This is a genomic window from Nocardioides sp. Leaf307 (assembly GCF_001423135.1).
GTDB lineage: Bacteria > Actinomycetota > Actinomycetes > Propionibacteriales > Nocardioidaceae > Nocardioides > Nocardioides kribbensis.
In genome coordinates, this window is the sequence record NZ_LMNY01000002.1 from 1147986 (window position 1) to 1161712 (window position 13727).

15 protein-coding genes are annotated in these 13727 nt (G+C 76.0%); 6 read left to right on the top strand and 9 right to left on the bottom strand.

All coding sequences use genetic code 11. The features are described from left to right. Positions 1 to 2: 2 nt before the first annotated feature. Entirely contained in the window at positions 3 to 2045 is a 2043-nt protein-coding gene (locus ASF50_RS14655) for an ATP-dependent DNA helicase (protein ID WP_414855743.1), read from the bottom strand. A gap of 108 nt (positions 2046 to 2153) precedes the next feature. On the opposite strand from ASF50_RS14655, the gene ASF50_RS14660 reads away from it, so the two are divergent. Continuing rightward, a complete protein-coding gene (locus ASF50_RS14660) occupies positions 2154 to 3053 on the top strand; it encodes an alpha/beta fold hydrolase (RefSeq protein ID WP_056904887.1) in 900 nt (299 codons plus the stop codon). Here the strand turns inward: ASF50_RS14660 and ASF50_RS14665 are convergent. Both ASF50_RS14665 and hflX read right to left on the bottom strand, forming a co-directional pair. Further along, complete coding sequence (locus ASF50_RS14665) at positions 3028 to 3756, bottom strand: SGNH/GDSL hydrolase family protein (RefSeq protein ID WP_162242301.1); 729 nt, start codon at positions 3754 to 3756, stop codon at positions 3028 to 3030. The two genes, ASF50_RS14660 and ASF50_RS14665, sit on opposite strands and share 26 nt — an antisense overlap. Before the next feature lie 53 nt (positions 3757 to 3809). Beyond that, entirely contained in the window at positions 3810 to 5366 is a 1557-nt protein-coding gene (gene hflX / locus ASF50_RS14670; protein ID WP_082503197.1) for a GTPase HflX, read from the bottom strand. 103 nt (positions 5367 to 5469) lie between these two features. Here hflX and ASF50_RS14675 point away from each other — a divergent pair, with 103 nt between their 5' ends. Then, positions 5470 to 6177, top strand: coding sequence for a nucleoside/nucleotide kinase family protein (locus ASF50_RS14675; RefSeq protein ID WP_235557676.1), 708 nt, complete (start codon positions 5470 to 5472; stop codon positions 6175 to 6177). A gap of 18 nt (positions 6178 to 6195) precedes the next feature. Here the strand turns inward: ASF50_RS14675 and ASF50_RS14680 are convergent, their stop codons facing one another. From ASF50_RS14680 to miaA, 6 genes are all read right to left on the bottom strand, one after another. Continuing rightward, the gene (locus ASF50_RS14680) at positions 6196 to 6888 is read right to left on the bottom strand and encodes an alpha/beta hydrolase (protein ID WP_056904888.1); all 693 of its coding nucleotides are present in this window, start codon (positions 6886 to 6888) and stop codon (positions 6196 to 6198) included. 79 nt (positions 6889 to 6967) lie between these two features. Next, positions 6968 to 7744 carry an SDR family NAD(P)-dependent oxidoreductase gene (locus ASF50_RS14685; RefSeq protein WP_056865811.1) on the bottom strand — a complete coding sequence of 259 codons (777 nt, stop codon included), beginning with the start codon at positions 7742 to 7744 and terminating at the stop codon, positions 6968 to 6970. An 85-nt stretch (positions 7745 to 7829) separates the two neighbouring features. Next, entirely contained in the window at positions 7830 to 8702 is an 873-nt protein-coding gene (gene dapF / locus ASF50_RS14690; protein WP_056904889.1) for a diaminopimelate epimerase, read from the bottom strand. Between the two features lie 16 nt (positions 8703 to 8718). Continuing rightward, positions 8719 to 10641, bottom strand: coding sequence for a gamma-glutamyltransferase (gene ggt / locus ASF50_RS14695; protein ID WP_082503198.1), 1923 nt, complete (start codon positions 10639 to 10641; stop codon positions 8719 to 8721). Between the two features lie 131 nt (positions 10642 to 10772). Beyond that, on the bottom strand, positions 10773 to 11315 hold the full coding sequence (locus ASF50_RS14700; RefSeq protein WP_056904890.1) for a dihydrofolate reductase family protein: 543 nt from the start codon (positions 11313 to 11315) through the stop codon (positions 10773 to 10775). Continuing rightward, entirely contained in the window at positions 11312 to 12280 is a 969-nt protein-coding gene (gene miaA / locus ASF50_RS14705; RefSeq protein ID WP_056904891.1) for a tRNA (adenosine(37)-N6)-dimethylallyltransferase MiaA, read from the bottom strand. Before miaA ends, ASF50_RS14700 begins: the two co-directional genes overlap by 4 nt. Before the next feature lie 91 nt (positions 12281 to 12371). On the opposite strand from miaA, the gene ASF50_RS14710 reads away from it, so the two are divergent. The 4 genes from ASF50_RS14710 to ASF50_RS14720 all read left to right on the top strand — a co-directional run bounded on the left by ASF50_RS14710 (position 12372) and on the right by ASF50_RS14720 (position 13703). Beyond that, entirely contained in the window at positions 12372 to 12650 is a 279-nt protein-coding gene (locus ASF50_RS14710; RefSeq protein WP_056865743.1) for an antitoxin, read from the top strand. Next, positions 12647 to 12811, top strand: coding sequence for a hypothetical protein (locus ASF50_RS19110; RefSeq protein WP_156718300.1), 165 nt, complete (start codon positions 12647 to 12649; stop codon positions 12809 to 12811). The genes ASF50_RS14710 and ASF50_RS19110 overlap by 4 nt, the downstream gene beginning before the upstream one ends. Beyond that, positions 12808 to 13335 (top strand): NUDIX hydrolase, encoded by a 528-nt coding sequence (locus ASF50_RS14715; RefSeq protein ID WP_082503199.1) that lies wholly within the window; start codon positions 12808 to 12810, stop codon positions 13333 to 13335. The genes ASF50_RS19110 and ASF50_RS14715 overlap by 4 nt, the downstream gene beginning before the upstream one ends. A gap of 71 nt (positions 13336 to 13406) precedes the next feature. Next, positions 13407 to 13703, top strand: a complete 297-nt coding sequence (locus ASF50_RS14720) for a hypothetical protein (protein ID WP_056865742.1) — start codon at positions 13407 to 13409, stop codon at positions 13701 to 13703. Positions 13704 to 13727: the final 24 nt, after the last annotated feature.

Sequence of the window (13727 nt, forward strand, 5' to 3'; positions counted from 1 at the left end):
CCTCAGCCGGCGGCGAGGCGCGCGAGGGCCTTGCGGACCACGGCCGGGTCGGTCGTGGTCCACATCGGCGGCAGGCTGGCCTTGAGGAAGCCGCCGTAGCGGGCGGTGGCCAGCCGGGGGTCGAGCACGGCCACGACGCCGCGGTCGCTGGTGGTGCGGATCAGCCGGCCGGCGCCCTGGGCCATGAGCAGGGCGGCGTGGGTGGCGGCGACCTGCATGAAGCCGTTGCCGCCGGCCTTGTCGGCGGCGCGCTGCCGCGCGCTCATCAGCGGGTCGTCGGGCCGCGGGAAGGGGATCCGGTCGATGAGCACGAGCTGGCAGGTCTCGCCGGGCACGTCGAGGCCCTGCCACAGCGTGAGCGTGCCGAAGAGGCAGGTGTGGGGGTCGGAGACGAACTGCTTGGCCAGCTCGGGCAGCTGAGCGTCGCCCTGCGCCAGCGTGGTCAGGTGCGGCAGCCGCTCGCGCACCGCCTCGGCCGCGGCCTCGGCGGCCCGGCGGCTGGAGAAGAGCCCGAGGGTGCGGCCGTCGGCGGCGTCGACGAGGTCGACGATCTCGTCGAGCTGGGCCTTAGCGAGCCCGTCGCGCCCCGGGGGCGGCAGGTGGCGGGCGACGTAGAGGATCGCCTGCTGGCCGTAGTCGAAGGGGCTGCCGACGTCGATCCCGCGCCAGGGCAGCGCCCCCGAGCCGGTGACGTCGCTGCCGACGTCGACGCGCTCGGAGGGCTTGAGGCCCACGCCGGTCGCGACGTTGGCGAAGTCGCCGCCGAGCATGAGGGTGGCGCTGGTGAAGACCACTGTCTTCTCCGAGAGCAGCTTGTCGCGCATCGGGCCCCACACCTGCAGCGGCGCGACGTGGAGCCGCGGGGGGATGCGCGAGGCCCCGGCCTGGCCGCCCTCGTTGAGCCAGAGCACGTCGTGCTCGGAGAGACCCGCCATCCGCTCGGCGGTGGTGAAGACCTCCTGCACCGAGCCGCGGGCCTGCGCGCGCCCGGCGTCGCCGCCCTCGCCGGCCTCCTTCTGCTCGCGGGGGTAGGCCGACAGGCAGGTGCGCGCGGCGTCGCGCACCAGCTCGAGGGCGTCGCCGAGCTGCTGCGGCAGCTGCTCGAAGCGCCCCGGGGTGGCGGCGTCCATGGCGTCGCGCAGCGCGCCGGCGGCGTCGGCGAGGTCGTCGGCCTCGCTGCCGTCGACCCAGCGCTGGGAGCGGCGCGCGGCGCGCTCGACGTCGCCGACGGCCAGCTCGTCGGTGGCGGCCTGGGTGACCCGGGCGGTGAGCTCGTGGGCCTCGTCGATGACCACCGCGTCGTAGTCGGGGATCATCGGCACGCCCTCGATGGCGTCGATGGCCAGCAGCGAGTGGTTGGTGACGATGAGGTGGGAGCGCTGGGCCTTCTCGCGCGCGAGCTCGACGAAGCACTCCTGGCCGAAGGGGCACTTGCTGGCGCCCAGGCAGTCACGGTGGCCCACGCTGACCTGGCGCCACTCGCGGTCGGTGTGGCGCGGCGCGGCGTCGCGCTCCCCCGACCCGCCCCGCTCGGCCTCCTCCTCGGCCCAGGCCCGCAGCTCGAGGACCTTCTGGCCCATCGAGCCCTCGGGCATCTGCACCAGCGCGCCCTGGTCGTCGGGCACCCCCTCGCGGATGCGGTGGAGGCAGGCGTAGTTGGAGCGGCCCTTGAGCACGGCGTAGGAGGTGTCGACGCCGGGCTGGTCCTTGACCGCCTCGACCAGGCGGGGCAGGTCGCGCTCCACGAGCTGGTGCTGGAGGGCCAGGGTGGCGGTGGCGACGACCACCCGGCCGTCGTGGACCAGGGAGGGCACGAGGTAGCCCAGCGACTTGCCCGTGCCGGTGCCGGCCTGGACGAGCAGGTGCTCCTCCGACTCCAGCGCGCGCGAGACGGCCTCGGCCATCTGCACCTGGCCCGCCCGCTCCTGCCCGCCGAGCGCGGCCACGGCCGCCGAGAGCACCCGGGTGACCGCGCGGGCGTCGCCGGGGCTCGCGGCGGGCGCCGCGGGGGCGGTCTGGCTGGGGGCGGGGGTCTGCGGCACCAGAGAACCCTAACCGCGCTCGCCGACAGCCCGACGCGCCCCGAGCGGCAGCGGTGGAGAACCCCCGTCGGGACGGGGTCGGACCGGTGCCGCACCACCTAGGCTGCCGAGGTGGACACCCTCACGGACACCCTGACGCTGGCCGACGGCCGCACCCTGGAGCACCTCACCGGCGGCGACCCCGACGGCTTCCCCTGGCTCTACCACTCCGGCTCCCCCAGCGCGGCCGTCGCCTACGCCCCCGTCGACGAGGCCGCGCGACGGGCGGGGCTGCGCCTGATCACCTTCTCCCGCGCCGGCTACGGCGGCTCGAGCCCCCGGCGCCCCGAGCAGGGCCCGCCGCGCATGGCCGACGACGTCGCCGACGCCGTCGAGCTGCTCGAGCACCTCGGCGTCGACGAGCTGGTGACCCTCGGCTGGTCGGGCGGCGGGCCGCGCGCCCTGGCCACCGCGGCGCTGCTGCCCGGGCGCTGCCGGGCCGCGGCCACCCTGGCCGGGGTGGCGCCGCACGACGGCGCAGGGCTCGACTGGTCGGCGGGCATGGCCCCGGAGAACGTCGCGGAGTACACCGCGGCCGCCGCGGGGCCCGAGGCCTACGCCGCCTACCTCGAGCGCGAGTTCCTGCCGGTGCTCCAGGCCTCCCCCGCCGACCTCACCGAGGCCATGGGCGGTCTGCTCACCCCCGTCGACCAGGCGGCCCTCGACGACACCTACGCCGAGTGGCTGGCCGAGACCTTCCGCCGCGCCGGCGCCCAGGGCGTGGTCGGGGTGCGCGACGACGGCCTGGCCTGCGTCGCGCCGTGGGGCTTCGACCTGGCCTCGATCACCGTGCCGGTGGCGGTCTGGCAGGGCCGCGAGGACGCGATGGTCCCCTACTCCCACGGCGCGTGGCTGGCCGAGCACGTGCCCGGCGCGCGGGCGCACCTCTTCGAGGACGAGGGCCACCTGTCGCTGGTGGCGCGTCTCGACGAGGTGCTGGCCGACCTCACCGGGCTGGCGGGCCTGCGCTGAGTGCCGCGGCGACGTGGTCGCCGAAGACCCGGTGGCCCTCGGGCGTGAGGTGCAGCCGGTCGGGCAGGTAGGTCAGGTCGAGCCCCGAGGTGGCGACGTACGCCGCTCCGTGTGCGCGGGCCAGCTCGCCCAGCAGCGCGTCGACGCGGGGCACCGCGGCGGCGCGCTCGGGCGCGAGCGGCGGGCCGACCACGACCACGCGGTGGCCCTCGAGACCGGCCAGCAGCCGCTCGAAGCCGGCCGCGATCTCGCCCGAGGGCTGGTCGACGTCGTTGAGGCCGCCCTCGAGCACCACGACGGCGTCGTCGGCGCCGGCGGGGTCGTCGGCGGCGAGGCGGGCCAGCGCCTCGGGGGCGCGGCGGTCGTAGGCGACCCGGGCGCCGCAGGAGGAGGCACCGGGGCTGAAGCCGGAGCCGGAGAAGCCCGCCACGTGCACCTCGCCGGGCAGCCGGGCGGGCCACGACGTGGTGAGGTCGTCGAGGCCGAGGCCGGCGGAGTAGGAGTCACCCACGACGAGCACCGGCGCGCCGCTGCCGGAGACGGCCGCGGCGCGGGCGGCCGACTGCGCGGCGAAGGTCTCGCAGCGCGAGGCGCCCTCACCGGTCGCGCCGGCCCCCAGCCACAGCGGCAGGGTCGCCACGACGGCGCCGAGCCCGGCCACGCCGGCGAGCAGGCGCCGACGGCGCGTCCCGAGGATCCCCACGCGACCAGGGTGCGGCACGACCCGGGGGCCGCGCAGCACATCGGGACCGGTCGTTACCCGATCGTGGCGGTGCCGACGCCCGCGTCGAGGAGGTAGGGCGCGAGCTCGCCGGCCAGCGCCTCGGTCGCGCGGCCGCGCACGAGGGACCCGTCGGCGGTGTGCTCGATGCTGTCGATCTCGCCCTCCTGGTGCAGCCGGTTGACCAGGTCGCCCCGGTCGTAGGGCAGCAGCGCCTCGAAGGCGACCTCCGGGTGGGGCAGCTCGGCCTCGATCACGGCCAGGGCCTCGGCGATGCCCTCGCCGGTGCGGGCGGAGACGACCACGGAGTGGGGCTCACGGGCCCGCAGCCGGGCGATGACCATGGGGTCGGCCGCGTCGGCCTTGTTGATGACCACCAGCTCGGGCACGTCGCCGGCGTCGATCTCGGCCAGCACCTCCCGCACGGCGGCCAGCTGGCCCTCGGGGTCGGGGTGGGAGCCGTCGACGACGTGGAGCAGCAGGTCGGCGTCGGCCACCTCCTCCAGCGTGGAGCGGAAGGACTCGACCAGCTGGTGGGGCAGGTGGCGCACGAAGCCGACGGTGTCGCTCATCGTGTAGACGCGACCGTCGGAGGTCGTGGTGCGGCGCGTGGTCGGGTCGAGCGTCGCGAAGAGCGAGTCCTCGACGAGCACGCCGGCGCTGGTGAGCCGGTTGAGCAGGGAGGACTTGCCGGCGTTGGTGTAGCCGGCGATCGCGACCGCGGGGATCTGGTGGCGCTTGCGGTCGGCCCGCTTGGTGTCGCGGGTGCCCTTCATCTCCTTGAGCTCGCGGCGCAGCTTGGCGATCTTGGTATTGATGCGGCGGCGGTCGGTCTCGATCTTGGTCTCACCCGGACCGCGACCACCGATGCCGGCGCCGGCGGCGACCCGGCCACCGGCCTGGCGCGAGAGGTTGCCACCCCAGCCGCGCAGGCGCTGCTTCATGTAGTTGAGCTGGGCCAGCTCGGTCTGGGCCTGGCCCTCCTTGGACTTCGCGTGCTGGGCGAAGATGTCGAGGATCAGCGCGGTGCGGTCGACGACCTTGACCTTGAGCCGGTCCTCGAGGTTCCTCAGCTGGCTGGGGGCCAGCTCACCGTCGCAGATGACGGTGTCGGCGCCGGTGGCCGCGACGATCTCCTTGAGGCCCTCCACCTTGCCGCGACCGACGTAGGTCGCCGGGTCGGGCGACTGGCGGCGCTGGTAGATCGCGTCGAGGACCTCCGAGCCCGCGGTCTCGGCCAGCAGCGCCAGCTCGGCCATGGAGTTCTCGGCGTCCTGGGTGGTGCCCTCGGTCCACACCCCGACCAGCACGACGCGCTCGAGACGCAGCTGGCGGTACTCGACCTCGGTGATGTCCTCGAGCTCGGTGCGCAGGCTGGCCACGCGGCGCAGCTGGTGGCGCTCGGCGAGGTCCATGGCGCCCGTGGTGGGGTCGTCCTCCGGGTCGGGCCCGTCGGCGGCGTAGCCCGACTCGACGTCGGGGTCCTCCCAGTCGGCCGTCTCGGCCAGCGCGGAGTCGAGCCCGGAGTCGAGCCCGGAGTCGAGGTCGGGCTCGAGGTCGGTGTCGAGGGTGAGGTCGTGTGCGTGGGTCATATGCCTCCAGGGTAGGTGTGGGGGAACAACACCGCGAGCGGGTTTACTCCCCCGGCCGCGCCGGATCCGCCCACCGGCGCCCGCGCTGCGCGATCATCGACGGGTGCCCCACCCGATCGCTGCCGGCCCCGGCGCCACGAGCCGCCCCGACGCCCCGGGCGCTCCCGGCGTCACCCGGCTGCCCTCCCACGGACCCGCCCTCGACACCGCCCTCGACGCGCTGCTGACGGGCCTGCGCGAGCGCGGGGCGCGGATGCTCGGCCTCACCGGCGCGCCCGGGGCCGGCAAGTCGACCTTCGCCGCGCTGCTGGCGGCGCGCTCGGGCGCGGCGGTCGTGCCGATGGACGGCTTCCACCTCGCCGACGTCGAGCTGCGGCGCCGCGGGCTCCTCGCGCGCAAGGGCGCACCGGAGACCTTCGACCCCGAGGGCTGCGCGGGGCTGCTGACCCGGGTGCGCGGCCGGGAGTCGCTGGTGATGGCACCGGCCTTCGAGCGCGGCCTGGAGCAGCCGCTGGCCGGCGCGCTGCCGGTGCCCGGCGGCGTCGACCTCGTGGTCGTGGAGGGCAACTACCTGCTGCTCGACGGGGCCTGGGCCCGGGTGCACGACCAGCTCGACGCGGTGTGGCACCTGCGCGTCGCGGAGCCGCTGCGGCTCGCGCGCCTGGTGGCGCGTCACGAGGAGTTCGGCAAGTCGCCCGCCGAGGCGCGGGCGTGGGTCGAGCGGGTCGACGGGCCCAACGCCCGGCTCGTGGAGGCCGCCGCGTCCCGCGCCGACCTCGTGCTGGACCTCAGCGACCTGCGGCTCGGCTGAGCGGCCGCACCGGGCCGGTCAGGCGGTGACCCACTCCTCGCCGGCGAGGACCTGGGCGACGGGCGGGTCGAGGCGCACGGCGTCGGCGCCGAGCAGCGAGGCGACGCTGAACTGCGCGGCGTAGCCGTCGAAGTCCCCGCCGTGGCGCAGCATCGCGTGCTTGCCCTCCGGCACCCGGATGAAGCCCACCTCGGTGGAGGCGGCGATGCGACGGGCGACGGCCTCGGCGTGCGAGGGCTGGGCGATGCGGTCCTGCTGGCCGTGCACCACCAGCACGCGGCGCCCCGGCAGCGGCACCCCGTCGGTCGGGTAGACCCACGGGTTGAGGGCCACCACGCTCACCACGCCGTCCTGCGCGCCGCCGAGGAGGGCGGCGCGCCCGCCGAGGGAGTGACCGATCAGGCCGACCGGCAGGTCGCCGTACTGCTCGCGCAGCCGGGCCATCGCCCAGCGCAGGTCGTCGAGCGGGGTGTGGTCGGCGGCCCAGCCCCGGTGGCTGTTGAGCAGACGTACGACGGCCAGGCGTCGGCCGCCCGCGCGGGCCACCCGCCGCGCGGTCGGCACCATGCGCAGCACCGAGAGCTGCGTGGGGCTGACCCGCGGGTCGCCCTGCCGGTTGGCGCCGCCGTGGAGCACGACCACGACGCCCTCGGGGTCGCGGGGGGCGTGGGTCGCCACGAGGCGGGGGGCGGCTTCCAGGGGACCGGTCACCGCCCCAGTCTCCCGGGAGCGCTCAAGCCGCGCCCCACCCCGCCGGCCGAGGGAGGGCCGCCGCAGCGGCCCGGGAGCGTCACTTCGGAGGCATCCGGATGCCGCCGTCGACGCGGATGACCTCGGCGTTCATGTAGGAGTTCGTGATCGTCTCGACCACCATGCTGGCCAGCTCCTCGGGGCGACCCAGGCGGTGCGGGAAGAGCACGCTCTGGCCCAGCTTGGCCTTGAACGCCTCGGCGTCCTCGCCCTCGCCGTAGATCGGGGTGTCGACCAGGCCCGGCGCGATGGTGTTGAGACGGATGCCGGAGGCCGAGAGGTCGCGCGCCACGGGCAGGGTCATGCCGACCACGCCGCCCTTGGAGGAGGAGTAGGCCGCCTGGCCGATCTGGCCGTCGAAGGCCGCGACGCTGGTCAGGTTGGCGATGGCGCCGCGGCAGCCGTCGGCGTCGGGCTCGTTGCGGCTCATCGCCGTGGCGGCGATCCGGGTCATGTCGAAGGTGCCGATGAGGTTGATCGCGATGACGCGGGTGTAGGCCTCGAGGTCGTGGGCGGAGTCGAACTCCCCGTCGCGACCGATCGTGCGCTGCGCCCAGCCGATGCCGGCGGAGTTGACCACCGCGCGCAGCGGCGCGATCTGCGCCGCGGCGGTGACGGCGGCCTTGATCTGCTCGGTGTCGGTGACGTCGACCTGGGCGAAGACGCCCCCGATCTCGTGGGCCAGGGCCTCGCCCTTGTCGGCCTGGAGGTCGGCGACCACGACGACCGCGCCCTTGGCGGCGAGCTGGCGGGCGGCGGCCGCGCCGATGCCCGACGCCCCGCCCGTGACGATGGCACTGCATCCGTTGATGTCCATGGCCGCGAGCATAGTGGGCGCGGAGTACCCGCTCCCACCTCCTGGTACTCCCGCGACAGCGCCGCTGTCACGGTCGGCGCGGGTGCTACAGCGCGGTGGTGCCGCGGGCGACCACGACGGCCGGGCCGGTCATCAGCACGCGGTCCTGCGGGGTCCAGGCGATCGTGAGCGTGCCGCCCGGCAGGTCCACGCGGTACTCCGCACCGTCGGCCGGCCCGAGCCCGTCGGCCTCGGCCGCCGCCACCATGACCGCGCAGGCCCCGGTGCCGCACGAGCGGGTCTCGCCGGAGCCGCGCTCGTGCACCCGCATCGCGACGTGCCGCTCCCCCCGGCGTACGACGAACTCCACGTTGACGCCCGCGGGGTAGACCGCGGGGTCGTGCCCGGGGGCCTCGCGCAGCGCCCCGACGGGCCCGGCGGGGGCGAGGTCGTCGACGAAGGCCACCGCGTGGGGGTTGCCCATGTCGACGTGCCGCGCCGGCCAGCGGGTCGCGCCGACCGTGACCTCCGTGTGGCCGAGCAGGGCCGGCGAGCCCATGTCGACGGTGACCAGGTCGCCGTCGAGCCGGATGGTCTTGACCCCGTCGCGCGTGGCCACCGGGAGGGGGCGCGCCGGGTCGGCGAGGCCCTCCTCGACCAGGTGGCGGGCGAAGACCCGGATGCCGTTGCCGCACATCTCCGAGACCGACCCGTCGGCGTTGCGGTAGTCCATGAACCACTCCGCGGCGCCCTCCGGTGCGGGCGAGCCGGGGCCGACCACCCCGGCGTCGAGGGCCGCCGTGCGCACGACGCGCAGCACGCCGTCGCCCCCGATGCCCGCGCGGCGGTCGCACAGCGCCCGGACCCGGGCGGGGTCGAGGTCGCCGTGGACCGTGCCGTCGTGGTCGGGCAGGAGCACGAAGTCGTTCTCGGTGCCGTGCCCCTTGAGGAAGGGGTAGGGCGTGCGGTGCGCGGGCATGGGTCGATCCTCCCGCTCAGCCGGTCGGGTCGAGGACCCGGGCCGAGCCCCCGCCGCGGCGCTCCGGCTCCGCGACGGCGGTGAGCCGCCTGCGGGGGCCGAACTCGATCGCGGTGAGGGCGCCGATCTCGGCCTGCGAGGTGAAGGCGTCGCCGGCGGGCTGGAGGTCGTGGCCGTAGGCCTCCAGGGCGGCGCCGTAGAGGTCGATGAACCCGGGCTCGGCGCTGACGGCGGGGGTGTTGCGCTGGGAGCCGCGCGGGTCGGCGACGACCTCGGTGATCGGCAGGCTGCGGTCGAGGTAGCCCACGATGCTCTGCAGCACCGTGGTGATGATCGTCGACCCGCCGGGCGAGCCGATCGCCAGGACCGGCACGGTGCGCTCCCCCGCGCCGTCGCCGACCTGCTCGGTGATGATCGTGGGCGCCATGGAGCTGCGCGGGCGCTTGCCGGGCTGGAGCCGGTTGGGGTCGGTGCGGTCGAACTCGAGGCTGAAGTCGGTGAGCTCGTTGTTGAGCAGGAAGCCGCGCCCGGGCACGACGATGCCCGACCCGCCGGTCTGCTCGATGGTGAGGGTGTAGGAGACGACGTCGCCCCAGCGGTCGGCGGTGGTGAGGTGGGTGGTCTCGACGTTCTCGTGGTCCTCCGCGACCGCCCCGGCGCGGGCGGTGGCGCAGTCGGCCCCGGTGGCGTCGAGGTCGCCCGCGGCCACGGGCTTCGTCGCGGCGCGGTCGGGGTCGATCAGGCAGGCCCGGGAGGCCGCGAACCCCTCCGAGAGCAGCCGCCGGCGGGGCACGTCGACGAAGGCGGGGTCGCCGAGGTACTCCGCGCGGTCGGCGAAGGCCAGGGCACTGGCCTCGAGGTAGTGGTGGAGCACGTCGGCGTCGTCGAGCTCCGGCAGGGGGAACTGCTCGAGCACCTGGAGCGCCTCGCCGACGGTCGTGCCGCCGCTGGAGGACCCGGCCATGCCCCACACGTCGTAGCCGCGGTAGTCCACCCGGGTCGGGGCCCGGTCGACCGCGCGGTAGGCGGCGAGGTCGCGGCGCTGGAGGTGCCCGCGGGGCACCGGCAGGTCGGTCGAGGCCGTGACCGGTGGGCGCCGCGCGGCGCGCACGACGTCGCCGGCCAGGTCGCCGCGGTAGAACGCACGGGGGCCGCGCCGGCCGACGAGGTCGTAGGTGTCGGCCAGGTCGGGGTTGCGGAAGGTCGAGCCCACGGCCGGGACCTCGCCCCCGGGCAGGAAGAGCCGCCTGGTGGACCGGAAGGCCGAGAAGCGCTCGACGTTGTCCTCGGTCTGGTCGGCGAAGGTCTGGTCGACCTCGAAGCCGGTGCGGGCCAGCCGGGCGGCCGGCCTCAGCGCGCGGCGCAGCGGCACGCTGCCCCACCGCTCGAGGACCCGCTCCCAGGTGGCGAGGGTGCCGGGCGTGCCGACCGAGACGCCGCTGGTCACCAGGTCGGGGGTGAACGGGTAGGGCTCACCGGTCCCGGGGTCGAGGAAGGCGTCGCGCGGGATCGACAGCGGGGCGGTCTCGCGCCCGTCGACGGTGGACACCTTCCCGGTGCGCCCGTCGAGGTGCACGAGGTAGCCCCCGCCGCCGATGCCGGCGCTGTAGGGCTCGGTCACGCCCAGCGCCGCCGCCGTGGCGACGGCGGCGTCGACGGCGTTGCCGCCGCGCTTGAGCACGGCCATGCCGACGCGGGTGGCGTAGGGGTCGACCGAGGTGACGGCGCCCCCGGTGCCGACCGCGGTGGCCTGCTTGGGCGGCACCCCGGCGCGGGCGGCGGGCGCGTCGACCGGTCCGCCCGCGACGACGGGTCCGACGTCCGAGCCGGTGTCGGGGGCGTCGGGCGCGGCGAGGGCCGGCGCGGCCACCAGGGCGCAGGAGAGCGCCGCGACCGCGGCGGCCAGGCGGGAGGGACGGGGCGGGCGGGGGCGTCGCATCACGGGGCTCCGAGAGGTGGGGTGGTCGGCGGCGGCCCGGGGGCGGCCTGCGGGTGCCGCCCATCCTGCACCAGGTCGCCGACGGACGGCAGGCCTCACGGGGCCGCGGTGGCGACCCCCTCGGCGCGGTCTCAGGCGCGCGGGCCCACCACGTCGTAGGTCGCGCAGAGCAGGTCGCCGTTGCGGGCCAGGTCGACCAGCCTGAGGTCGAAGGGACGGGGGAAGAGCGGTCGCCCCGCCCCCAGCGTGACCGGCGCGATCGAGACCACCAGGCGGTCGAGGTGGCCGGCCAGCGCCCACTGCGCCGCCAGGTCGCCGCCGCCGACGACCCACACGTCGCGCCCGGCCGCTCCCGCCACGACCTCGGGCCAGACCTCCTCCACCCCGCCGCCGACGAACCGGACGTCGCCCTCGGCCTCGGGGAAGGTGCGGTGGGTGAAGACCCAGCACGGGATGTCGTAGCCCCACGGCTCGCCGGTGGCCGCGGCGTGGTCGAGCAGCCACTGGTAGGTGGTCGCACCCATCACCATCGCCCCGATGCCGGCGATGAAGCCGGTGTAGCCCATGGGCCCGTCGGCGTCGGTGTCCTGGGTGAAGAGCCAGTCCAGGGAGTCGTGCTCGTCGGCGAGGAAGCCGTCGAGCGTGGTCGCGGTGTAGTAGGTCACCCGGGTCACGGGGTCGATCCTGCCCCGTCCACGGCGCGGCGCACAGCCTCCAGCGCCCGCTCGAGCCGCTCCGGGTCGTCGTGGCGCACCCACACGACGCGGGGGTCCTTGCGGAACCACCCGTCCTGGCGCCGCGCGAAGCGCCGCGTCGCGCTCACGGTGCGCTCGCGCGCCTCCCCGAGCCCCAGCTCCCCGGCGAGGTACGCCGCGACCTCGCGGTAGCCGATGGCCCGCACCGCCGTGCGCCCCTCGGCCAGGCCCTCGCCCAGCAGCCGCTCCACCTCGGCCACCAGGCCGCCGGCGAACATCGCGTCGACCCGCTGCTCGATGCGGGCGTCGAGGGTCGGCCGGTCGATGTCCACGCCCACCTGCACGGTCGCGGGCCCGACGTACTCCAGGCGGGGCAGGGAGGCGCTGTAGGGGCGACCGGTGAGCTCGACCACCTCGAGCGCGCGCACCGTGCGCCGACCGTTCTCGACCAGGATGCGGGAGGCGGCCTCCGGGTCGACGGCGGCGAGGCGGGCGTGCATCGCCACCGGCCCGACCTCGGCCAGCTCCGCCTCCAGCCGCGAGCGCAGCGCCTCGTCGGTGCCCGGGAAGTCGAAGCGGTCGAGCACGGCGCGGGTGTAGAGCGCCGAGCCGCCCACCAGCACCGGCACGCGACGTCGCCCGCGGAGGTCGTCGACCACGTCGCGGGCCCACCGCTGGAACTGCGCGACGCTGGCCGACCCGCGCACGTCGAGCACGTCGAGCAGGTGGTGCGGCACACCGCGGCGCTCCTCGACGGGGAGCTTGGCCGTGCCGACGTCCATGCCGCGGTAGACCTGCATGGCGTCGGTGTTGACCACCTCGCCGCCCAGCGCCTCGGCCAGGTCGAGCGACAGCGCGGTCTTGCCCGAGGCCGTCGCCCCCACGACCGCCACCACGGGCACGGGTCCGCACACCCCCTCGGGCGTCCCGTCGGCGCTGGTCATGTCGTTAGTGTGGCAAGCACGGGCCGCCCCCGCGGCGACCACCCGGCACGACGCGACATCCCAGCCATCCCGAGGCGACACAGGAGACGACATGGGCCTCTTCGACAAGGCCAGGCTCGACAAGGTCAAGCGCCAGGTCAGCGACGCCGTCGACAAGCACGGCGACAAGATCTCCGGTGGCATCGACAAGGCCGCCGCGGCCGCCGACAAGCGCACCGGCGGCAAGCACAGCGACAAGATCGCCAAGGGCGTGGCCAAGGCCAAGGACGGCCTCGACAAGCTCGACGGCAAGAACGACGACTTCCGCGACGGGCCCGCCGGCCCCGCGGGTCCGACCGGCCCCACCGGCCCTGCAGGAGGCCCCCGATGAGCCAGCCCGTGCCCGAGGAGCGCAACGACGCCTACGACCTCACCGAGGAGCCGCCCGGGGAGCACTCCAGCGACCTGCCCGGCGGCGGCGACGGCGACCAGGCCGCCGAGGCCGCCCAGGAGGAGAACGCCGAGACCTCCCTGGACCAGCCGTCCCAGTGACCACCGCCTCCACCCCGGCCGACCCGGCCACCCGGACCACCGGCCGCACCCCCCAGGAGCTCGGTCGCTTCGTCGTCGTCCCGGCGGCTTACGTCTTCCTCACCCGCGACGGGGCCCACGGCACCGAGGTGCTGCTGCAGCTGCGCCGGGGCACCGGCTACATGGACGACCACTGGGCCGCGGCCGCCGCCGGCCACGTGGAGCAGGGCGAGACGGCCTACGCCGCCGCCCAGCGCGAGGCCACCGAGGAGCTCGGCGTGAGCGACCTCGACCTCACCTTCGTCACCGCGATGCACCGCACCCGTGGCGGCGAGCCGATCGACGAGCGCATCGACTTCTTCTTCACCGCGCGCGCCTGGACCGGGGAGCCGCGCGTCGTCGAGCCCGAGAAGTGCGCCGGCCTGCGCTGGGTGGGTCTCGCCGAGCTCGGCGAGCTGCCGCAGCCCGTGGTGCCCCACGAGCGGGCCGTGCTCTCGGCCATCGGCGCCGGCACGACCACGCCGTACTCGACCTTCGGCTTCTGACGCGCCCGGCGGGCCCCGCAGCCCTCCACCCGACCCCCGCACGCCCGACCCCCGACACCCAGGAGGCCCCGATGAGCGAGACCCCCCAGGACCAGACCGACGAGACCACCGCGCAGGACCAGGGCGACCTGGGCCCGATGCCGGAGCCCTCGATCGAGCCCGGCGAGCCCAACCCCGGCGGCGCCGACGCCCTCGACACCGGCGAGCAGGAGGTCATCGTGCCCGACCTCCCCCCGGAGTCGAACCCGGCCACCGAGGACTCCCCCGTGGCCACCCGCGAGCCCGAGGACACCAGCACCAAGGCCACCCGCGCCCCCGGCGGCGAGGACGAGGGTCCCGACGCCGACGACGAGGACGCCCCCGTCTGAGCCGCTCCCGCCCGAGGGTCGCAG